The 20,647-nt window shown below is 60.9% G+C and carries 26 protein-coding genes; 18 read left to right on the top strand and 8 right to left on the bottom strand.

What is annotated here, in order from left to right; translation table 11 throughout:
• The first annotated feature begins 354 nt into the window (after window positions 1–354).
• Together VV088_RS20835 and VV088_RS20830 are read left to right on the top strand one after the other, a co-directional pair.
• Window positions 355–915: a manganese efflux pump MntP gene (locus tag VV088_RS20835; protein WP_334602569.1), complete on the top strand. Its 561-nt coding sequence runs from the start codon at window positions 355–357 to the stop codon at window positions 913–915.
• An 89-nt stretch (window positions 916–1,004) separates the two neighbouring features.
• Complete coding sequence (locus VV088_RS20830) at window positions 1,005–2,174, top strand: dicarboxylate/amino acid:cation symporter (protein WP_334602568.1); 1,170 nt, start codon at window positions 1,005–1,007, stop codon at window positions 2,172–2,174.
• 43 nt (window positions 2,175–2,217) lie between these two features.
• Here VV088_RS20830 and VV088_RS20825 read toward each other — a convergent pair whose 3' ends face one another.
• A complete protein-coding gene (locus VV088_RS20825; RefSeq protein WP_334602567.1) occupies window positions 2,218–2,718 on the bottom strand; it encodes a bactofilin family protein in 501 nt (166 codons plus the stop codon).
• A gap of 210 nt (window positions 2,719–2,928) precedes the next feature.
• Here VV088_RS20825 and VV088_RS20820 point away from each other — a divergent pair, with 210 nt between their 5' ends.
• The gene (locus VV088_RS20820) at window positions 2,929–5,037 is read left to right on the top strand and encodes a glycogen debranching protein (protein WP_334602566.1); all 2,109 of its coding nucleotides are present in this window, start codon (window positions 2,929–2,931) and stop codon (window positions 5,035–5,037) included.
• 43 nt (window positions 5,038–5,080) lie between these two features.
• Here VV088_RS20820 and VV088_RS20815 read toward each other — a convergent pair whose 3' ends face one another.
• The 3 genes from VV088_RS20815 to spoVAC form a co-directional block, all read right to left on the bottom strand.
• Entirely contained in the window at window positions 5,081–6,505 is a 1,425-nt protein-coding gene (locus tag VV088_RS20815; protein ID WP_334602565.1) for a hypothetical protein, read from the bottom strand.
• On the bottom strand, window positions 6,483–6,980 hold the full coding sequence (locus VV088_RS20810) for an RNA polymerase sigma factor (RefSeq protein WP_334602564.1): 498 nt from the start codon (window positions 6,978–6,980) through the stop codon (window positions 6,483–6,485). Before VV088_RS20810 ends, VV088_RS20815 begins: the two co-directional genes overlap by 23 nt.
• Before the next feature lie 122 nt (window positions 6,981–7,102).
• Window positions 7,103–7,546, bottom strand: a complete 444-nt coding sequence (gene spoVAC / locus VV088_RS20805) for a stage V sporulation protein AC (RefSeq protein ID WP_334602563.1) — start codon at window positions 7,544–7,546, stop codon at window positions 7,103–7,105.
• A 149-nt stretch (window positions 7,547–7,695) separates the two neighbouring features.
• Between spoVAC and VV088_RS20800 the strand changes: the two genes are divergently transcribed.
• Genes VV088_RS20800 through VV088_RS20790 form a run of 3 tightly spaced genes read left to right on the top strand, consistent with a single transcriptional unit; the run spans window position 7,696 to window position 9,660 of the window.
• Complete coding sequence (locus VV088_RS20800; RefSeq protein WP_334602562.1) at window positions 7,696–8,211, top strand: DUF6512 family protein; 516 nt, start codon at window positions 7,696–7,698, stop codon at window positions 8,209–8,211.
• A 57-nt stretch (window positions 8,212–8,268) separates the two neighbouring features.
• Window positions 8,269–8,817: a 4'-phosphopantetheinyl transferase family protein gene (locus tag VV088_RS20795; protein WP_334602561.1), complete on the top strand. Its 549-nt coding sequence runs from the start codon at window positions 8,269–8,271 to the stop codon at window positions 8,815–8,817.
• Between the two features lie 54 nt (window positions 8,818–8,871).
• Window positions 8,872–9,660, top strand: coding sequence for a MerR family transcriptional regulator (locus VV088_RS20790; RefSeq protein ID WP_334602560.1), 789 nt, complete (start codon window positions 8,872–8,874; stop codon window positions 9,658–9,660).
• A gap of 112 nt (window positions 9,661–9,772) precedes the next feature.
• Here the strand turns inward: VV088_RS20790 and VV088_RS20785 are convergent, their stop codons facing one another.
• Window positions 9,773–10,618, bottom strand: a complete 846-nt coding sequence (locus tag VV088_RS20785; RefSeq protein WP_334602559.1) for a DegV family protein — start codon at window positions 10,616–10,618, stop codon at window positions 9,773–9,775.
• 121 nt (window positions 10,619–10,739) lie between these two features.
• Window positions 10,740–10,961, bottom strand: a complete 222-nt coding sequence (locus tag VV088_RS20780; RefSeq protein ID WP_334602558.1) for an HPr family phosphocarrier protein — start codon at window positions 10,959–10,961, stop codon at window positions 10,740–10,742.
• A 298-nt stretch (window positions 10,962–11,259) separates the two neighbouring features.
• Between VV088_RS20780 and serC the strand changes: the two genes are divergently transcribed.
• Both serC and VV088_RS20770 read left to right on the top strand, forming a co-directional pair.
• Window positions 11,260–12,345, top strand: coding sequence for a 3-phosphoserine/phosphohydroxythreonine transaminase (gene serC / locus VV088_RS20775; RefSeq protein ID WP_334602557.1), 1,086 nt, complete (start codon window positions 11,260–11,262; stop codon window positions 12,343–12,345).
• A gap of 65 nt (window positions 12,346–12,410) precedes the next feature.
• Window positions 12,411–12,917 carry a TIGR04002 family protein gene (locus VV088_RS20770; RefSeq protein ID WP_334602556.1) on the top strand — a complete coding sequence of 169 codons (507 nt, stop codon included), beginning with the start codon at window positions 12,411–12,413 and terminating at the stop codon, window positions 12,915–12,917.
• Here VV088_RS20770 and VV088_RS20765 read toward each other — a convergent pair.
• Window positions 12,895–13,158, bottom strand: a complete 264-nt coding sequence (locus VV088_RS20765; protein ID WP_334602555.1) for a hypothetical protein — start codon at window positions 13,156–13,158, stop codon at window positions 12,895–12,897. The genes VV088_RS20770 and VV088_RS20765 overlap by 23 nt on opposite strands.
• Window positions 13,159–13,248: 90 nt before the next feature.
• Between VV088_RS20765 and VV088_RS20760 the strand changes: the two genes are divergently transcribed.
• From VV088_RS20760 to VV088_RS20715, 10 genes are all read left to right on the top strand, one after another.
• The gene (locus tag VV088_RS20760) at window positions 13,249–13,461 is read left to right on the top strand and encodes a helix-turn-helix domain-containing protein (RefSeq protein WP_334602554.1); all 213 of its coding nucleotides are present in this window, start codon (window positions 13,249–13,251) and stop codon (window positions 13,459–13,461) included.
• Window positions 13,462–13,485: 24 nt separating this feature from the next.
• Entirely contained in the window at window positions 13,486–14,658 is a 1,173-nt protein-coding gene (locus VV088_RS20755) for a phosphoglycerate dehydrogenase (RefSeq protein ID WP_334602553.1), read from the top strand.
• Between the two features lie 12 nt (window positions 14,659–14,670).
• Entirely contained in the window at window positions 14,671–15,429 is a 759-nt protein-coding gene (locus tag VV088_RS20750; protein ID WP_334602552.1) for an exodeoxyribonuclease III, read from the top strand.
• Between the two features lie 15 nt (window positions 15,430–15,444).
• Complete coding sequence (metF, locus tag VV088_RS20745; RefSeq protein ID WP_334602551.1) at window positions 15,445–16,317, top strand: methylenetetrahydrofolate reductase [NAD(P)H]; 873 nt, start codon at window positions 15,445–15,447, stop codon at window positions 16,315–16,317.
• 149 nt (window positions 16,318–16,466) lie between these two features.
• Window positions 16,467–17,162 (top strand): TVP38/TMEM64 family protein, encoded by a 696-nt coding sequence (locus VV088_RS20740; RefSeq protein ID WP_334602550.1) that lies wholly within the window; start codon window positions 16,467–16,469, stop codon window positions 17,160–17,162.
• A gap of 113 nt (window positions 17,163–17,275) precedes the next feature.
• Window positions 17,276–17,698, top strand: coding sequence for a Fur family transcriptional regulator (locus tag VV088_RS20735; protein ID WP_334602549.1), 423 nt, complete (start codon window positions 17,276–17,278; stop codon window positions 17,696–17,698).
• Window positions 17,695–18,237 carry a rubredoxin-like domain-containing protein gene (locus VV088_RS20730; RefSeq protein ID WP_334602548.1) on the top strand — a complete coding sequence of 181 codons (543 nt, stop codon included), beginning with the start codon at window positions 17,695–17,697 and terminating at the stop codon, window positions 18,235–18,237. The genes VV088_RS20735 and VV088_RS20730 overlap by 4 nt, the downstream gene beginning before the upstream one ends.
• Window positions 18,238–18,746: 509 nt before the next feature.
• Entirely contained in the window at window positions 18,747–19,133 is a 387-nt protein-coding gene (locus VV088_RS20725) for a hypothetical protein (RefSeq protein WP_334602547.1), read from the top strand.
• Between the two features lie 49 nt (window positions 19,134–19,182).
• Entirely contained in the window at window positions 19,183–19,662 is a 480-nt protein-coding gene (locus VV088_RS20720; RefSeq protein ID WP_334602546.1) for a hypothetical protein, read from the top strand.
• Between the two features lie 66 nt (window positions 19,663–19,728).
• On the top strand, window positions 19,729–19,932 hold the full coding sequence (locus VV088_RS20715; protein WP_334602545.1) for a hypothetical protein: 204 nt from the start codon (window positions 19,729–19,731) through the stop codon (window positions 19,930–19,932).
• A 64-nt stretch (window positions 19,933–19,996) separates the two neighbouring features.
• Here the strand turns inward: VV088_RS20715 and VV088_RS20710 are convergent, their stop codons facing one another.
• Complete coding sequence (locus VV088_RS20710; RefSeq protein ID WP_334602544.1) at window positions 19,997–20,317, bottom strand: helix-turn-helix domain-containing protein; 321 nt, start codon at window positions 20,315–20,317, stop codon at window positions 19,997–19,999.
• Window positions 20,318–20,647 lie beyond the last annotated feature (330 nt).

The raw sequence follows: 20,647 nt of genomic DNA, 5'->3' as shown, positions 1-20,647 counted from the left end.
CTGCTTGGTCATGTTGTGGTCCTCCGCTGCTTCAAAGACTGTAAACAGAATACCACTTTGCCGGGGAAAAGTGAACTGTCATTTTCTATAAATCCCGCCCGTTTTTCTTATTCATTTTGTCAAATCTCCCAATCTCCGCATATTTCCGCCGGGGAGAAAATATGTTGACAAGGGATGCGGTCCTGTGGTACACTGGCACTCACACAGTAAGGGAGTAGCCGGCGCGCCCGCGCGGCCTGGTCAACACACTGGAGGCGTTCCCCTCCTGGCCGGGCCTGAAACGACGAGACTTACCTGTCCCAGGGGACGGGTGGGTCTTTTTTCTTACCATCCCGCCGCTTAGGAGGACTTTTTATGCGGTTGTATGAGCTTTTTATCATTGCGGTCAGCCTGTCCATGGACGCCTTCGCCGTATCCATCTGCAAGGGGCTGTCCACCGGCCGGCCCCGCCTGAGGCACTGTCTGGCCTGCGGCGGCTGGTTCGGAGGGTTCCAGGCCCTGATGCCCTTTCTGGGCTGGCTGCTTGGGGTGCGCTTTCAGGGGATGATCGTCTCGGTGGACCACTGGATCGCCTTTTTTCTCCTGGGGCTGATCGGCTTCAACATGGTGCGGGAGGCCCGGGGCGGCGAGGCGGAGGAGCTGGACAGCTCCTTCCGGCCGGGGGCTATGCTCCCCCTGGCGGTAGCCACCTCCATCGACGCCCTGGCCGTTGGGGTCACCTTCGCCTTTCTCCAGGTGGTCATCCTGCCCGCCGTGCTGTTCATCGGCGTGACCACCTTTGTCCTGTCCGCCGTCGGGGTAAAGGCGGGTTCCGTCTTCGGCGCCCGGTACCGGAGCCGGGCCGAGCTGGCAGGCGGGCTGGTCCTCATCGGGATGGGGATCAAGATTCTGCTGGAGCACACCCTGTTTGCCTGAGGCGGATTTGCCTTTTTTGCCATTCTATGCTATCATAGAGGAGTCCGAAGGTTTTGTGTGTCTCAGGACAGGAAGAAAGGAGATCATGTATGAAAAAATCTGACAATCTGCCGCTCAAGCTGCTGGTAGGCATCGTCGCCGGCATCATCGCCGGCCTGTTCCTGCCGGAGCGCGCCATGACCGTTGTGGTCACGCTGAAGTATGTGCTCAACCAGCTCATCATGTTCTGCGTGCCCCTCATCGTCATCGGCTTCATCGCCCCCTCCATCACCAAGATGGGGTCCAACGCCACCCGGATGCTGGGGGTGGCCATCATCATCGCCTACGTCAGCACCGTGCTGGCCACCCTCATGTCCATGGCTGCGGGCTACCTGCTGGTGCCCCATCTGCCCATCGCCTCCACCATGGACGGCCTGAAGGAGCTGCCCGACGTGGCCTTCCAGCTGGATATCCCCCAGATCATGCCGGTGATGAGCGCCCTGGTCTTCTCCATCCTCGTCGGCCTGGCCGCCGTGTGGACCAAGGCCGGCACTGTCATCACCATCCTGGACGAATTCCAGAACATCGTCCTGTCCGTGGTGAAAAAGGTGGTTATCCCGGTGCTGCCCTTCTTCATCGCCCTCACCTTCTGCGGCCTGAGCTACGACGGCACCATCACCAAGCAGTTCCCCGCCTTCCTGCTGGCCATCGTCATCGTGATGGCGGGCCACTACATCTGGCTGGCCGTCCTCTACGGCTTCGCCGGGGCCTACTCCGGCCGCAGCGCCATTGACGTGATCAAGTATTACGGCCCCGCCTACCTCACCGCCGTGGGCACCATGTCCTCCGCCGCCACCCTGGCCGTGGCCCTGGACGGCGCCCGGAAGAGCCCCTCCCTCCGCCCGGACATGGTGGAGTTCGGCATCCCCCTGTTCGCCAACATCCACCTGTGCGGCTCCGCGCTGACCGAGACCTTCTTCGTCATGATCGTCTCCAAGGTCCTCTACGGCAAGCTGCCCAGCGCGGCCTCCATGATCCTGTTCATCCTGCTGCTGGGCATCTTTGCCATTGGCGCTCCCGGCGTCCCCGGCGGAACGGTGATGGCCTCCCTGGGCCTGATCTTTGGCGTGCTGGGCTTCACCGGCGACGGCACCGCCCTGATGCTGGCCATCTTCGCCCTGCAGGACAGCTTCGGCACCGCCTGCAATGTCACCGGCGACGGCGCCCTCACCCTGATCCTCACCGGCTACGCCGAGAAGCACGGCATCAAGGAAGTATAAGAAGTACAAAAAATATCCCGGAGCTTTCGCTCCGGGACGTTTTTTATTCCTCACCGATGGAGAAATCAAATTCCATGCTGCTGCTGGAGATCTCCGAGGGCTGCACCTCCCGGGGACGCTCCGGGGCGGCCAGCATCTTGCTGCTGCCATCCAAGCGGCCGTTCTCCACCACCAGGGAGCAGGTGGACACGTCGCCGTGGATGCTGCCGGTGCGCTCCAGGCACAGGTTGTCCCGGGCGGTGATGCTGCCCTGGACCTCGCCCGCCACCCGCACCGAGTCGGCGGTGATGGGGCCCTTCACCACACCGGTGGTGGCCACGGTGACCGAACCCTTCAGCTTGATCTCACCCTCTACGCGGCCCTCGATCTGGACGATGCCTTCGCCCTCCACAGTACCGATAAAGGTGATCCCTTTGGCGATGATGGTGTTGTCCTGGGGCTTGGGCAGGGGGGGAAGGGCATCAAACGCATCCTCAAAGGTCTCCTCCTCAAAGGATTGCGTGCCCATCGGCTCCTGCTTGGTCTGTCCTCCGAAAAAACCCATATTCGATCGCTCCTTACATGACAAAATTTGACTGCGCCGTACGGCCCGTTCCGGACCGCCGCGCTGAAGACTATCTGAATTATAGCAAACTTCGTCCTCGGGCGCAAGTACAAAAAACCCTGAAAAATCAGGGCGGAAGAAAAAGAAATGACAAATGGAAAAAAAAGCGTATAATGGAGACAGCACATTTTTTGTAAGGAGGATCGATCCATGCCGAATACTGCTCCCATCTCCGGAGAGGCCGCTGTGCACACGCCCCTCCCCCGCACCATCCACCTAGTCCCTCTGGACCGCATTGCCGGGTTTGACGTCCGCCCCGGCTTCTACGAGATCAACGGCGCCGCCGCCATCCCCGGCGGGGTCAGCTTCACCGTCCACTCCCACGGGGCCACCTCGGTGGAGCTGCTCCTGTTCCACCGGGAACAGGACGAGCCCTTCGCGGTGCTCCCCTTCCCTCAGCACTACCGCATCGGCAACGTGTACTCCATGATCGTGTTCCAGCTGAACATTGAGGAGTTTGAGTACGCCTACCGGGTGGACGGCCCCTACGACCCCAAAAAGGGGCTGATCTTCGACAAGACCAAGTACCTGCTGGACCCCTACGCCAAGGCGGTCACCGGACAGAGCCAGTGGGGGGCCAAGTCCCCCTTCGGCCAGCACTACAAGGCCCGGGTGGTCAAGGACGACTTCGACTGGGCGGACATGCCCCAGCCCCTCATCCCCATGGAGGACCTGATCATCTACGAGATGCACGTCCGGGGCTTCACCAAGGACCCCTCCTCCAACACGGCCCACCCCGGCACCTTCTCCGGCATTATGGAGAAGCTGGATTACCTCACCCAGCTGGGGGTCAACGCCATCGAGCTGATGCCCATCTTCGAGTTCGACGAGATGCAGGATTACCGGGAGGTGGACGGCAATATTCTCTACAACTACTGGGGGTACAGCACCGTCAGCTTCTTCGCCCCCAACACCAGCTACACCGCCTCCACCGAGTACAACCGGGAGGGCAACGAGCTCAAGCAGCTCATCCAGGCCTGCAACCAGCGGGGGATCGAGGTGTACCTGGACGTGGTCTTCAACCACACCGCCGAGGGCAACGAAAAGGGCCCCTTCTTCTCCTTCAAGGGCTTTGACAACAACATCTACTACCTGCTCACCCCCGACGGACAGTACTACAACTTCTCCGGCTGCGGCAACACCATGAACTGCAACCACCCGATCGTCCGCCAGATGATTCTGGACTGCCTGCGCTACTGGGTAACCACCTACCGGGTGAACGGCTTCCGCTTCGACCTGGCCTCCATCCTGGGCCGCAGCGAGGACGGCTCCCCCATGGGGGCTCCCCCCCTGCTCCAGTCTCTGGCCTTCGACCCCATTTTGGGCAACGTAAAGCTGATTGCCGAGGCCTGGGACGCCGGCGGGCTGTACCAGGTGGGCACGTTCCCCTCCTGGAACCGGTGGGCGGAGTGGAACGGCCGCTACCGGGACGACATCCGCCGCTATCTGAAGGGGGACGAGGGCTGCGCCCAGTGGGCCGCCCTGCGCATCGCCGGCTCCCAGGACATGTACGCCAGCCAGGGCCGGGTCAACGCCTCGGTAAACTTCATCACCTGCCATGACGGCTTCCCCCTGTGGGACCTGTACTGCTACAACGAAAAGCACAACCTGGCCAACGGCTGGAACAACACCGACGGGGCCAACGACAACAACAGCTGGAACTGCGGCGCCGAGGGAGAGACGGACAGCCCGGAAATCAACGCTCTGCGCAAGCGGATGTGCCGCAACGCCTTCGCCCTGCTGATGTGCTCCCGGGGCACCCCCATGTTCCTGGCCGGGGACGAGTTCTGCAACACCCAGTTCGGCAACAACAACGCCTACTGCCAGGACAACATCATCTCCTGGCTGGACTGGAACCGTCTGGAGCAGAACCGGGACATGTTCCAGTTTTTCCAGTATATGATCGCCTTCCGCAAGCACTGGCGGGTGCTGCGCACCCAGACCGGGGACGGCTCCTGCGGCTTCCCCGACGTCAGCTTCCACGGGGCCGCCCCCTGGCGGGACCGGCCCTTCGACGGCCACGACCGGTATATCGGCGTGATGTTCTCCGGCTGGGAGCGGGACGCCGGCCCCCAGGTGGTCTACGTGGCCTCCAACGCCTGGTGGGAGGATCTGACCGTCACCCTGCCTCAGCTGCCCGCCTCCATGCACTGGGTCAAGGCGGTGGACACCTGGACGGCGGAACAGTCCGAAACTCCTGTCAACGGCATGCAGGCCGTTGTCAGGGAGCGGAGTGTGGCGGTATTTGTGGCGAAATAACGAAAGGGGCGGCTATGGCCGCCCCTTTGCGCCGGTATGAAGCTCAAGATTGATGCACCGGGATGGTCTCGTCCAGCAGGGTGAGGCGGGCCAGCGCCTTCAGGTCCACCGGCTCCTCAAGCTGCCAGGTGTTGTAGGCCTCCCACACCGGCTCGGCGGCACCGGCGCCGAAGGCCCGGTTGGAGTAGCTGCCCCTGCCGGGCTCGGCGGCCACGGTGGAGCCGTCCCGCTTCACCGCGTACAGCGGGGTGCGGGCAAAGCCTCCCCCGTCGTTGCTGGTTATGGTGACGGACAGGGGGGAGACGGTCACCCGCTCCACCTGCCGTCCGGCCAGTTCCCCGGTCCAATCCAGGGTGACGGAGCGGTGGTGCTCCAGCTCAAAGGCAATGGACCACTCCCCCTCCAGCTCCGTGCCCGGCCGGGTGCAGGTCCCGTAGACCCGGGCCTTGCCCGGCTGGAGCAGTTCCAGGTCCTCCAGGCCAATCAGGGGGTACAGGATGTCCACGCCCCCCGGCACCAGGGTGGCCTGGAAGGTGTACCGCCGGTCATCGTCCACCCCCTCCGGGAGCAGGTCGCTGTAGAGCTGGCCCTCTCCCGACTTGTACAGGGGCACGTCGATTCCCTCCCCGAAGCCCAGGCGGATATGGAAGCAGCCGTCGCTGGCAAAGCCCATGGAGGACACCCAGATGTCCTCCGCCCCCTCCAGGGGCATGGGGTTCTGTTCCGGGGCCAGCACCACCGGTTCCGCAGGCAGGTCGGCGCTGGTATAGGGGGAGTTGTCAATGCTGTCAATCCGGAAGATGACCTGGGCCTCCTCCCCCACGGGCAGGCTGTCCAGCGTCTCACCGGTGACCCCGGCGCAGGAGACCTCCCCGTACACCGTCATCTCCCGGGTCGTCAGCCCGGCGAGGGACAGCCGCGCCCCCTGGCCCGGCTCATCCCCTTCCACATACCAGATGCTGGTGGAGAACAGGGCGGTTCTGGTCTCTGGGTCGTAGGACAGCAGCTTGAAATTGCTGGTGGGGGCGGTAACTTCTCGGATTCCCAAACCCTCCGCCTTGGGGATGGCCTCGGCCTCCAGCTGGCCGCGCAGGGTCAGGTACTCGTTCAGCCGGTCCCCCTTCACGTCCCGCACCGAGAAGTAGACCCGGGCCTCCAGACCGTCGGACAGGGCGCTGAGCACCTGGACCTCCATGCCCTGGTCCTGGCACACCGCTCCGTCGATGGTCTGGGCGTAGGGGGCAAAGGCCCCCAGCTGGCGCTGGAGCGTCTCCCACACGGCGGGGACCGCCGCCGCGGCCGCCGTGATGGTCAGCACCGCGCACGCCAGAATGACCGCCGCCGTCCGGCGGCTCAATCGCTTTGCCTGTTTCATTTCCGTTCCTCCTTCGATCATTTTGTAGAGCTCATCCAGCTTTTCCCGCCGGGGCTCCAGCCGGTCCATTTCACAGCTGTATCTGTCCTTCACCCTGCTCCTCCTCCTTCAGCCGCTCCCGCAGCAGATTCCGGGCCCGGAACAGACGGGATTTCACCGTCCCCTCGCTCCTCCCGATGATTTTGGCGATCTCCGCCACCGAGTAGTCCTCATAGTAGTACAGATGGATGGGAATCCGGTACCGGGCGGGCAGCGAGAGCACCGCTTCCGTCACGCTCCCCGTCTCCGGCTCCTCCGGCGCGGGCAGGTTGTCCTTCAGCGGCTCCTCCCGCCGCCGCCAGGGCAGGCGGAACAGGTCGCTGGCGCAGTTGGAGGCCACCCGCAGCAGCCACGCCTTGGCGTGCTCCTCGCTGGCAAAGACCGGCCCGGCCCTGATCAGGCGGAGAAACACCTCCTGCATGATATCCTCCGCGTCCGTCCGGCTGCCCGTTCTGGCGTAGGCCAGCCGGAACACCGCCGGCGCGTACCGCCGCGCCAGCGTGCCGGGGTCGTTCCATATGTTCTCCATGTGCTCCCCCCTTTCACTGAATGATACGGAATTCCCCCTGGTTTGGTTGCATATTCCTCAAAAAAATTTGCGGCAGCGGCCGGCGCTCCCGGTCACTGCCGCGTTTTCTTCCATCCGCATCCCTAAAAGGACTTCAGCAGGCACAAAATCAGCCCGTAGATCACGCTGGCGCTGATGCCGAACACCAGCACCGGCCCGGCCACGGTGAACAGCTTGGCCGCCGTGCCGGTGACGAAGCCCTCGCTTTTGAACTCCAGCGCCGGGGACACCATGGCGTTGGCAAAGCCGGTGATGGGCACCAGCGTCCCCGCCCCCGCCCGCTTGGCGATCTTGTCAAAGACCCCCAGCCCGGTGAGCAGGGCGGCGGCGAAGATCAGGGTGACCGAGGTGGCCGTCCCCGCCTGGTCCTTGTCCAGGCCGTAACTCTGATACAGGTTGGTCAGCCCCTGGCCGATGGTGCAGATGGCGCCCCCCACCAGAAAGGCCCACAGGATATTTTTTCCCATGGGCGACGGCTTGGACCGCTGGTTGACCAGCTTGCCGTAGTCCTGATTGGTCATGCTCATAGCGCTCTCTCCTTTTGATGATTTGTATGCTCCGTCCTGCGGGCGGAGCATGCTGCGTTTCCTATAGCGTTTCCCAGGCGCAAAAAAATATGCGGGATCGTATGAAACAGCCCGTCTGCGCATAAGTTGTACCGGAAGGAGTGAGAGAAGTGTTCTATCCGAAACGACAGCTCGCCGTCACCTGGATCGCTGCCATCCTGGCGGGGTGCGTCCTCCATTTTTTGTATGAGTGGCAGCCAAACGCCGTCACCGCCCTGTTCTCCCCGGTGAACGAGAGCCTGTGGGAACATGTCAAGCTGGTGTTCTGGCCCTTTCTGGGGGCGGCGCTCTACCTCAACCGGGGCCGCCCCGGCGGGACCCGCCCCTGGCTGCTGATGCTGCCCCTGCTGTCCGCCCTGACCCTGCTGCTGGGCTGGGTGTACCACGTAACGCTGGGGGGCGAGGCCATGTGGGTGGATATCACCCTCTTCGTGCTGGTCATGACGCTGGGCTTCTGGCTGGCCACCCGGTTTTCCGGGCCCTTCAGGGGCGTGAGGTGGGCGCTGCCCGTTCTGGCCGCCCTGGCCCTGGCCCTGCTCATCGGCTGGTTCACCCTCTATCCCCCCGAGGGACTGCTCTTCCGGGACCTGTCCGCCGTGGGCTCCTGGCTGCCTCTGCCCTGTTAAAATAAATTGTTTCCCCCGCTCCTTTCTGGTATACTGAACGGGAGAGGGGGATTTTTGATGGTCATTTACGCCGCGAGGGACCTGACCTGCCGCAGTCAGGCCAGAGACCTGCTGGCCCTGGCGGTCCGGGAGACGTGGGGGCTGTCCCCCCTGCCGGAGATCGCCCGCCGCGAGGGAGGCAAGCCCTATTTCCCAAGGCACGAGGAGCTCCACTTCAACCTGTCCCACAGCGGAGCCCTGGCCCTGTGCGCCCTGGACAGCGGCCCGGTGGGAGCGGACGTCCAGATCATCAAGGAGTGGCGGCCCGGCCTGCCGGAGCGGGTATGCTCCCCGGCGGAGCTGGCCTGGCTGGAGGAGCAGCCCGGCCTCTGGCCCGCCTTCACCCTGCTGTGGACCCTGAAGGAGGCCCGGGCCAAGGAGAGCGGCCGGGGGCTGACCTCCTCCATCCGGGACATCCGGGTCCCATTACCGGGTGACGGCCCCGTCCGGATGGACGGCCTGTGGTTCCGGACCTGGACCGGTTCCAGCTGGGCGGCGGCGGTGTGCGGACATACGCAGCCGCCGGAATATTTTTTCGAAAAAGCCCTTGACATTCCCACTGTGTGAGGGTTTATCCTGTGGTTCGGAACCGGTTCCCACATTCAAAACAGGAGGAATGTCATGCTGACCATCGGTGATTTTTCCCGGCTGAGCCGGGTCACCCCCCGGATGCTGCGCCACTATGACGCGCTGGGCCTGCTGCGCCCCCAGGCGGTTGGGGACAACGGCTACCGCTACTACCGGCAGGAACAGCTGTCCGATCTGCTGCGCATCCAGTGGCTGAAGAGCTACGGCTTCTCCCTGGGGGAAATCGGCCCGCTGCTGGAGCTGGAGGACGAGCAGCTGCTCCCCCACCTGCGCCGGCGGCGGCTGGACCTCTGCCGGGAGCTGAGCCGCCAGCAGGGGATCATCCACCAGATTGAGGCGGACATCCTCCGCATGGAGGGAATCAGCATTATGGAAACGCAGTATCATGTTGTTTTGATCCAGGACCCGGAGCAGAAGGTCTTCTCCATCCGGGAAACCATCGGCGTGGACCAGTACCACGACTTCTTTCAGCGTCTGTACCGGGAGGCGGAGGCCCGTGGACTGACCCAGGCGGGACCCATCCAGATGCTCTATCACGACGAGGCGTTCAACCCCAAGAGTTCCGACGTGGAGGCCCAGATGGTGGTGGCCCAGGACGGCCCCGGCGTGAAGAGCAAGCCCGCCTGCCTCTGTGCGGCGGTGCAGCACAGAGGGGCCTACGACAACCTGCACCTGGCCTACGACGCCCTGTGCGCCTGGCTGGCCGGACACACCGAGTACCGGATCTGCGGCCCCGCCATGGACCGCTACTTCGGCGATCCGGACCACACGCCCGTTGATCAGCTGGAGACCGGGGTGCTCTTCCCGGTGGAGAAGGTATAAGCAAAGGGATTTTTCCCCTCCCCGGCCAACTCACCTGCGGCAAAGCACATTTCCGGACCGAAAACTGACCGTCTGTCCGAAGGGACAGACGGTCAGCTGCTTTTGTTAAATATCAGCGCTTCTGGAAAAACGCCACGGCGATGGCTCCGGGACCCACGTGGGTGCCGATGGTGCCGCCCACGGTGCCCAGGGGCAGGCGGCCGGCGTGCTCCGTCCACAGGGCGGCGCTGTCGGAGATGTACTTGCGCAGCAGGCCGTCGTCCAGCCCGGCGTAGCCCAGGCGGTAGGGCCGGGAGAAATCTACGCCCCCCGTCTTCCGGATCTCCTGGACCAGCAGGTTGTTGCCGTTCTTGGACCCTCTGGCCTTGCCCAGCACCACCACCTCGCCCCCCTGGACGGCCACCACCGGCTTGATGGACAGCAGCCCGCCCACCAGAGCCGCGGAGGGGGACACCCGGCCGCCCCTCTTCAGGTACTCCAGCGTGTCCAGCAGGGCCACCAGGCGGATATCGGCCTTCTCCTCCTCCAGCCCTGCGGCGATGGCGGAGGCGTCCAGCCCCTGGTCCAGCAGCTCCAGCGCCCGCTCCACCAGGATCAGCTCCCCGATGGTGGCGTTGGCGCTGTCCACCACGAAGACCTGGTCCGGAAACTCCTCTGCCGCGATGCAGGCGCTCTGGTAGGTGCCCGACAGCCTGGCGGACAGCACCACCGCCACCACGCGCTCCCCCGCCTCCACGGCGGCCCGGAAGGCGTCCTCAAACCGGGAAGGGGAGATCTGGCTGGTGGTGGGCAGGTCCTCCCCCTCGATGAGCTTCTCGTAAAACTGATGGTGGGTCAGGTTGACGCCGTCCTGGTAGGTCTCCCCGCCGAAGGTCACGTCCATGGGCAGGACGGTCACCTCGGGCCGGTGGGGCGGCAGCAGATCGCTGGCGGAATCGGTGATAATACGAACCTTCATAGTTGCTCCTCATTTCCCCTCCGCTCCTGCGGAGGCCGGTCGATTCTACCATGTCTCCCGCCGGATTGCAAGAAAAATATGGCGCCCCCGCGTCCGGCTGGGACGCGTGGGCGCGCTGCACTCAGCCCATCTGGGCGACCAGCTTCTGGAAGGAGCGGGGAGCGACGCCGTCCTCCACCACCACGTTGGCCTTCCGGCCCACCAGGGCGAACAGGCCCAGCAGGGAGCGGGCGTCCAGCATCACGCTGCCAGCGTTGAGCCAGACCTCATAGGGAGCACTGCAGGCCAGCCAGTTGATCTTCTCCACCTGAGCCTCGTTTTTGATCTCATTTTCCTTCACCATTGCAAGAACCTCCTTTGAATCCGCTTTGTCATGTCAGTCCGTACTTGGACCGGCCGCCTCTCTCAGTGGCTTGCCCGTAATTCTAGCAGGGCGGACTGGCCTGCGTCAAGGACGGTTTTTTGTCAAATACACCCAATTTAAAAGGTGAATTTTTGTGCAATAAGTAAAATCCGGGGCGGAGGCCCCAGCCCTTTTCCCCTTTGCCCATTGACACCCTATTTTTCCCGGACTATAATAGAAAATCAACCGCACTGCGGCGGTCCACACATTTTTTATGTATAGAAAGGGGCTCTTCTCTATGAACGCTTCCCGCGTCTACAATTTTGCCGCCGGTCCCTCGGTGCTCCCGCTGTCCGTGCTGGAGCGCGCCGGGTCGGAAATCACCAACTACCGGGGTTCCGGTATGTCCGTGATGGAGATGAGCCACCGCTCTAAGGTCTTCATGGACATCTTTCAGGAGACACAGAATAAGCTGCGCCGGCTGATGAACGTCCCCCAGGACTACCACATCCTCTTCCTCCAGACGGGGGCCTCCGGCCAGTTCTCCATGATTCCCCTGAACCTGATTGGCAAGACCGGAACGGCGGATTACGCCGTCACCGGCAATTTCTCCGGGCTGGCCTGCAAGGAGGCCAGAAAATACGGCCAGATTAGCCTGGCCTGCGACACCGCCGACCGGAATCACAGCTATATCCCCCGGCAGGAGGCGCTGAAGCGGAACCCGGACGCCAGCTACTTCTACTACTGCGCCAACAACACCATCTATGGCACCGAGTGGGACTACACCCCTGAGACGGGCGGTGTACCCCTGGTGTGCGACATGTCCTCCAACATCCTGTCCATGCCGGTGGATGTATCCAAATTCGGCCTGATTTACGCCGGGGCGCAGAAGAACATGGCCCCCGCCGGGCTGACGGTGGTCATCATCAAGGAGGGCCTCCAGGGCCATGAGCTGCCCTACACCCCCCTGATGATGAACTACAAGACCATGATCGACAAGGATTCCATGTACAACACCCCGCCCTGCTGGTGCATCTACATGCTGGGGCTGATGCTGGACTGGGTGGAGGAGAATGGCGGCCCCGCCGGTATGGAGAAGCGGAAGCGGCAGCGGGCCGGGATGCTCTACGACGTGCTGGACAGCTCCCGCCTGTTCACCGGCCACGCGGAGAAGGACTCCCGCTCCGGGATGAACGTCACCTTCCGCACCGCCAGCGAGGAGCTGGACGCCAAGTTCGTCCAGGAGGCCGCCCAGGCCGGGTTTGTCAACCTGAAGGGCCACCGGATGACCGGCGGCATGCGGGCCTCCATCTACAACGCCATGCCGGTGGAGGGCGTGGAGCGGCTGTGCGACTTTATCCGGGCCTTTGAGAAGGCGAACTAACCCATTGACAAAGTGGGAAATTCGCCATATACTTCTCTCACCAACCAAATAAAGGAGGAGTTCTTATGCTGCAAAAGGATAAAATTCATCTGCTTACCATCACTGCGCTCTTCGCCGCGGCCATCGCTGTGATGACCGCCTACCTGCTCCACATCCCCATCCCCACCGGGGGGTACATCCACCTGGGCGATGCGCTCATCTATCTGGCCGCCTGCCTGCTGCCCGTCCCCTACGCGGCGGCGGCCGCCGCCATCGGCGCGGGGCTGGCCGACCTGCTCACCGCCCCCATGTGGGTGCTGCCCACCCTGGTCATTAAGGCGGTGATCGTACTGTTCTTCACCAACAAGGGCGAGCGGCTGCTGTGCCGGCGCAACCTGGCCGCGGTGGTGGCAGCCGGACTGTTCTCCCCTGCCGCCTACGCTCTGGCGGGCTGCGCCATGACGGGGACCATGGCCGCCTTTGTGCCCCAGTTCCTGGGCACCCTGATCCAGGGGATCGGCAGCGGCGCGCTGTTTATCGTCATCACCCCCGCCCTGGACGGGGTGAAGCTTAAGGCGCGGGTAGGCGCGTAAGTTCTTTGGACAGGGCCAGCGCCGCCTGAAACAGGTGCTCCCCCACAATGCCGCCTTGACTGGCTACACAGTCAATCAACAGCTCCAGCTCCCGCCGCCGTTCCCCGTCCAGAACGGACTCGACTTTTGCCTTCTGGGATTCAATCGTTTGAAGCATCTCTTTGTACTCCTCGTCCTCCAACAGGCTCCCCAGGCGCTTCTCGCATGCAAATTCGTACAGACATCTTGTCAGGTCGTCCAATAAGATCTCCTCCGCTTCGTTCCAATTGGAACGTTATTGTAACTGTATTATATTCGTTCCGTTTGGTTATGTCAAGAGGGCGGGTGAAAAATGTTAATCGTTGCAGAACGGCTTTATATCCTTCGCAAAGAGCTCAGCTTAACTCAAGAAGCGGTGAGCAAAGAGTTGGGTATTTCTTTGATGTCCTACCGCCGCTACGAGACAAACGAGCGGGAGCCAACCGCCCCTGTTCTGGTCAAAATGGCACGATTCTACCATGTCTCACTGGACTATCTGGTGGGCCTGAAGGACGAGCGGCAATAAAAAACACGATTCGAGGTCAGACACATGTACCGTATCAAAACACTGAACAAAATTTCCTCCGTTGGCCTGGACCGGCTGGACCGCAGCCGCTTCCAGGTGGGGAGCGACGTGAAGAACGAGGACGGCATCCTGGTCCGCTCCGCCCCCATGCACGACTATGAATTCCCCGATTCCCTCCGGGCCATCGCCCGGGCGGGGGCGGGGACCAACAACATCCCCATCGACCGCTGCTCGGAGCACGGCATTGTGGTCTTCAACACCCCCGGCGCCAACGCCAACGCGGTGAAGGAGCTGGTCATCGCCGCCATGCTGGTGGCCTCCCGGGACATTCTGGGGGGCGCCGACTGGGTGCAGGAGCAGGCCCACACCCCCAAGGTGGACGTGGCCGCCGCCGTGGAGAAGGGCAAGTCCGCCTTCGCCGGTCCGGAGCTGTACAAAAAGGCCCTGGGCGTCATCGGCCTGGGGGCCATCGGCGCGCTGGTGTGCAACATCGCCCTGGACCTGGGGATGGACGTGTACGGCTTTGACCCCTTCCTGTCGGTGGACGCCGCCCTGCGGCTGGACCGCCACGTCCATGTGGTGAAGGAGGTGTCCGAGCTGTACCGGGTGTCCGACTACGTCACCCTCCACATCCCCTACACCAGCGACACCAAGGACTTTATCAACGCCGAGGCCATCGCCAAGATGAAGGGGCAGGTGCGGGTGCTCAATCTGGCCCGGGGCGGGCTGGTCAACGACGGCGACATGATCGCCGCCCTGGAATCGGGCCGGGTGGCCAAGTATGTCACCGACTTCCCCGACGACCGGATCACCACCGTGAAAAACGTCATCGCCCTGCCACACCTGGGGGCCTCCACCCCGGAGAGCGAGGAGAACTGCGCCGTTATGGCCGCCCGGCAGCTCCAGGACTATCTGATCAACGGCAACATCAAAAACTCGGTGAACCTGCCCAACGTCGCCCAGGAGTGGAGCGGCATCTCCCGGCTGTGCCTGATCCACAAGAACGTCCCCGCCATGCTGACCCAGATCATGACCACCCTCTCCGACGACCACATCAACGTGGAGAACATGACCAACAAGTCCAAGCAGGACTACGCCTACACCATGGTGGACGTGAACACCCGCCTCACCGAGGAGGCCGTGGAGGAGCTGCGGGCCATCCCCAACATGATCCGGGTGCGGGTGCTGAACCACTAAAGGAGTTTTTTCATGGTATTCATTTCCTGGAACGTCAACGGCCTGCGGGCCTGCATGAAAAAGGGCTTTTCCGACTTCTACCAGGGGCAAAAGCCCGACTTCCTCTGTCTTCAGGAGACGAAGATGGAGCGGGGTCAGGCGGACGTCCCCTTGGGGGAGGGGGTGCTGGAGTTCTGGAACTCCGCCGAGAAGAAGGGGTACTCCGGCACCGCCGTCTTCACCCCCCACGCCCCCCTCGCCCAAGCCTGCGGCATGGACCTGGACCGCCACGACCACGAGGGGCGGCTCATCACCCTGGAGTATGAGGGCTTCTACCTGGTGTGCTGCTACACCCCCAACGCCCAGGACGGCCTGAAGCGCATCGATTACCGCATGGAGTGGGAGGACGACCTGCGGGACTACCTCATGTCCCTGGACAAAGCCAAGCCGGTGATCTACTGCGGCGACCTGAACGTGGCCCACGAGGAGATCGACCTGAAAAATCCCAAAACCAACCGGGGCAACGCCGGCTTCTCCGACCAGGAACGGGAAAAGATGACCGCCCTCCTCTCCTCCGGCTTTACCGACACCTTCCGCTGGCTCTACCCCGACCGGGAAGGGGCCTACTCCTGGTGGTCCTACCGCTTCCACGCCCGGCAAAACAACGCGGGGTGGCGCATCGACTACTTTATCGTCTCCGACCGCCTCCGGAACAAAATCCTGCGGGCGGAGATCCTCTCCGATGTGGAGGGCAGCGACCACTGCCCCGTCCTGCTGGAGCTGGACATTTAGAAAGAAGGAATTTGTATGAAACTCCGCGAGCTGTTCGGCCAGGACCGGCCCGTCTTTTCCTGCGAGGTATTCCCCCCCAAGAAATCCGCCCCTGTGGACAGCATCTACCAGACCCTGGACGGCCTGAAGGACATCCGTTTCGACTTTATCAGCGTCACCTACGGGGCGGGCGGCTCCAGCAACGTGAACCAGAGCACCAGCGAGATCGCCGCTCTCATCGAAAACAAGTACCACATCCCCGCCATGGCCCACCTGACCTGTGTGGCCGCCGGACGGGAGGACGCGGACCGCATCCTGGCCGAGCTGAAGGAGGCCGGAGTGGAGAACATCCTGGCCCTGCGGGGGGACGTGAACCCGGACTATCCCCCGAAAACCGACTTCCACTACGCCAGCGAGTTGGTGGCCTACATCCGGGAGAAGGGGGATTTCGGCATCTCCGCCGCCTGCTACCCCGAGGGCCACTTTGAAAGTCCCGACCTGGTCAGCGACATCCGCCGCCTGAAGGAGAAGGTGGACGCCGGCGCCCAGCATCTGGTCAGCCAGCTGTTTTTCGACAACGACGACTTCTTCCGCTTTCTGGAGCGGGCCCGCATCGCGGGCATCAACGTACCCATCGAGGCGGGCATCATGCCCATCCAGTCCAAAAACTCCATCCAGCGGATGGTGACCATGTGCGGCGCCACCATCCCCAGCAAGCTCACCCGCCTGCTGGCCAAGTACGGCGACCACCCCGAGGCCCTGCGGGAGGCCAGCATCGCCTACGCCATCGACCAGATCTCCGACCTCATCGCCGGGGGCGTGGACGGCATCCACCTGTACACTATGAATAATCCGGACACCGCCAAGGCCATCGCTGAGGCCATCTCCTCCATCCGGACGGTGTCATAATATCAACAGGCGCGGCAGGTTTTTCCCTTGCCGCGCCTGCTTTCCGCCGCCTCTGTTCACAGCTTTTTCACGAAAATTTAAGGAGTTTTTTGTCGTGCTTTCCACCGGTCTGTGGTAAAATACCCTCTGATCAAGGAGGCGATCGTTCCATGAACCGAAACAAGCTCATCCTTTTGACTGCCGTTCTCCTGCTGCTGGCGGGCGGCGGGTGGTTTTTACATGACAGCGGCTTCTTCCAGGCGGTCCGCTCCCTGGAGGCCCTGCGGGCCTACATCGCCGGCTTCGCCCCTTACTCCCACCTGCTGTTTTTCCTGGTGCAGTTCCTGTCGGTGGTCTTCGCCCCCATCCCCAGCAACATCGTGGCGGCGGCGGGCGGGGTCCTGTTCGGCACCCTGCCGGGCTTTCTCATCACCTTCACCGCCGTGGCCTCCGCCTCCCTGGTGACCTTCAGCCTGGCTCGGGTCCTGGGCCGGGAGTTTGCCGGGCGGATCGTCAGCAAAAAGCTGTCCGAGAAGTACCAGGGCGTCCTGCGGACCAAGGCCCCCGTCTTCCTGACTTTGGCCTTCCTCTTCCCCTTCTTCCCCGACGACATACTGTGCATCCTGGCCGGACTGACCAGCCTCTCCTTCCGCAGCTTCGCCCTGATCGTCCTGCTGGCCCGGCCCTGGGGACTGCTCTTTGCCAGCGCCCTGGGGGGCTCCACTCTGGGGCTGTCCCCCTGGGTGATGGTCCCCATCGCTCTGGTGGGACTGGCCCTGTTCCTGCTGGGGATGAAATACGGCAATCAGGTGGAAGAAACCGTCCTCCGCCGTTTAAAGGAGCGGAGATCGGGGGATACTGAGTAGGCAAAAAATTTGGCAGCCCCTCCAAATTTTGTTGTTTTTCCCCTTTACAAGTCCCTTCCGGTGTGATATGATATCAGCATAATAAGAATCAATATTGTTAAGGGGGGCCGCTCATGGAACGCACCGTTCGCTACAGCAAAAAACGGGAGGCGATCCTGAACGCCATCCGGAGGACAAGCTGCCACCCCTCCGCCGAGTGGGTGTACCAACAGCTCAAGCCCTCCCACCCCGACTTGAGCCTGGGCACCGTCTACCGCAACCTGGCCTTCTTCCGGGAACAGGGCCTGGTCCAGAGCGTGGGGGTGGTCCAGGGGCAGGAACGCTTCGACGGCATCGTCACCCCCCACAGTCACTTTGTTTGCAATCGCTGCGGCTCCGTTCTGGACCTGCCGGACCTCCGTCCGGGCGGGGACTTGGAACAGGCTGTCAGCTCGCAATACGGGTTCGCGGTGGAACGCTGCGAGCTCACATTCTATGGTCTATGTCCCAGCTGTCTGCATCAAACCAAATATTTGAAGGAGGAAACATTATCATGAAAAAGTTCGTTTGCAGCGTGTGCGGTTATGTCTACGAGGGCGACTCCGCCCCCGCCAAGTGCCCCCAGTGCGGGGTAGGCCCCGAGAAGTTCGTGGAGCAGAAGGGCGAGATGTCCTGGGCTGCCGAGCACGTCGTGGGCGTCGCCCAGGGCGTTGATCCCGAGATCCTGGAGGGCCTGCGCGCCAACTTCCAGGGCGAGTGCACCGAGGTCGGCATGTACCTGGCCATGGCCCGCGTGGCCCACCGCGAGGGCTATCCCGAGATCGGCCTGTACTGGGAGAAGGCCGCCTTCGAGGAGGCCGAGCACGCCGCCAAGTTCGCCGAGCTGCTGGGCGAGGTGGTCACCGACTCCACCAAGAAGAACCTGGAGATGCGCGTGGAAGCCGAGAACGGCGCTACCGCCGGCAAGGTTGCCATCGCCAAGAAGGCCAAGGAGCTGGGCCTGGACGCCATCCACGACACCGTCCATGAGATGGCTCGGGACGAGGCCCGCCACGGCAAGGCGTTCAAGGGCCTGCTGGAGCGGTACTTCAAGTAAGAAAACGCCGGATAATCAGCACTTTTAAGAGGGGAACGGGGAAACCTGTTTCCCTCTTTTTTTGTGTGTCACAGCCCCGTTGTGGTAGTTTTTGTGGATAGTTCCCCGCCGTTGCCACTGATATTTTGCCACATGTGGATATTTAGTTTTTTGCCCTATAATCAAGCGTTTTCGCGCCTAATTAACGGATTTTCAGACAAATTGAGCAAGTTTTCAGAAGCCCGAATATCTTTGCAACAAGAAACAAGCTGATTTCTTCAATACCCAACGTCTTTTTACAAGATTAAGAGCCGCCGAGCGAAAAAATGAATGGGAATTTCTAAAAATTGCCGCTTGCCGATGGATTTTGCAGACTTTTCAGAAGTCTGTTTTTTTCTTTTCTTCATTATAGCACATGTCGTTATTAAAGTACAGGTTTTTCTTTGCCCCATGTTATACTAATTTCAAAAAGAGCGAGAGACACAAAACTTTTGAAAAACAAAATTCAAAATAAAAAGGAGAGCGACACCATGAAAAAAGATTACATCATCAATCACGGAGAGCAGACCATCACCATCACTAAGGCATTTGCCGCCCGCGCCGCCGACATTTCCACCAGGGAATACCGAGAGCTTACCAAGCTCCACAGGGATTTCCCGGACTACACCATCCAGCACAGAACCGCCGTTATCCGCGCTGACAAGGCCACCTACAAGGGTCTGACGCTGGACGAAATGGAGAAGTACATCAAGGCCCAGGACAGCAGCGGTGAGGGCGTAAAAGCGTTTGAGGCTATCAAGGTATACCACACACCAACGGGCAAGGATAAGCCCAGCTATCCCAAGGTCAAGGCGTGGTTTCTCAAAACCTATCCGCAGTATGGTAAAAAGGAAATTGCGGAAAAGCCCGCCGCCTAATACAAGACTGTCACTCAACAAATCTTATTAAAATATGGAGGTTATCAAAGTGAGAGAGTACAAAATCAACTTTACCACCAACACTATCACCGTCAGCAAGAGCTTTGCCATTGCCGCCAGCGACCCCAGCAAGCCCGAGTTTGAAACGCTGTCTAAGCTCCAAGCGGCCTACCCCGGTATGAGGATTGTCCACAAGACCCACCGCTCCCCCTCCAAGGCTAACGCGAACAAGGGCCTGACTTATGAGCGCATGGAGGGGTACATCAATCTGCATGAGAACGCCGCCGAGCTGCTTGTTACCTTTGAGGCGGTCAAGAAAATTGCCGCCCAACAGAAAAACCCCTACCTATTTACCAGGAATTGGTTTATTGAGCAATTCCCCGATTATGGCAAGCTCCCCGACATCAGCAGCAACGGCAAGATTTTGTATGTCCTCCCCGTTGAGCTTCCCGCCGCCGAAAAGGACGATACAGCGGAAAGCAGCCGCAAGGCCCCTGCCGAGGGCGCGGAGCTTGCCAGAGTTAGCTAATCACCATCAAGAAGCAAACCGCTTTTTGAAATACACTTTACAAAAATCTGAAAAGGAGAAATGACTATGAACGATGAACGCCGCAACACGATTGCCCTGCTGCTGTCCCGCTACACAGAGGATGAAGAAGCCGAGCGCGAACAGGCCAGGGCCGGATATGAGAGCATGACCGATGAAGAATTGATGTATGAGCTGGGAACGTTCCAGCATGAGGCCGAAAAGGAATGGCAAGCGGACAAGATGGAAATTCTGGAAGAACGCGGCGCATAAAGCGCAAGGAACATTGAACATATACAAAATGAGGGAACGGTACAAGTCAGTATCGCTCCCTCATTTATTGTTCTTGCAAGCAAAAAGTAACAAGCATTTCAACGATTTTTCGCCTATCCTCTTTGAGCAACGATATTTGTTCGGCAAGAGAATTTATGTCATGGTCTGTCTGCTGACCCGTCAAAATATAATCCGTACTCACTCCAAGGATTTGACTGGCCCGGATAAGGTTGTCAATTCGGATTGCTTTCATGCCGCGTTCCAAATTTGAAATCATTTGGATGGAAACCTCCATCTGTTCGGCAAGCTGTTCTTGCGTGAGGCGCATTAGTTTTCGCCGTTCGCTAATCCGTTTCCCAATTTCTTCTAAATTAGCACCATCCATGTGTGGCCCTCCGAACTTCATCTGTAGGATGATTGTATACCCTTTCAGGCGAAATTATAAACATCTATGGGTTGACTTTATAGCTCTTTAGACGTATAATCAAGAAAAGGGGGTATGTTCTATGCCACGGTACGCAATCAATCTGACCAGCAGAAAGCTACACAAGCAAGGGTGCAGGTATAACCGGGAGGCTTTTGAAAGCAGCGAAAATATCAATCTGGAGCAATTACTTGCAGGGTATCAAAAAACTCTGCAATGTTGCAAGGTATGTCTTAAACACGACACCCAAGCACAGGAAACCGTAAAATGGCACAATGAACATTGTCAACT

Origin of the sequence: Lawsonibacter sp. JLR.KK007 (genome assembly GCF_036941135.1) — a bacterium.
In the GTDB taxonomy this organism is placed as follows: domain Bacteria; phylum Bacillota; class Clostridia; order Oscillospirales; family Oscillospiraceae; genus Lawsonibacter.
The sequence above is the reverse complement of the archived record's forward strand: the minus strand, read 5'-3'. Positions and strand labels throughout refer to the sequence as shown.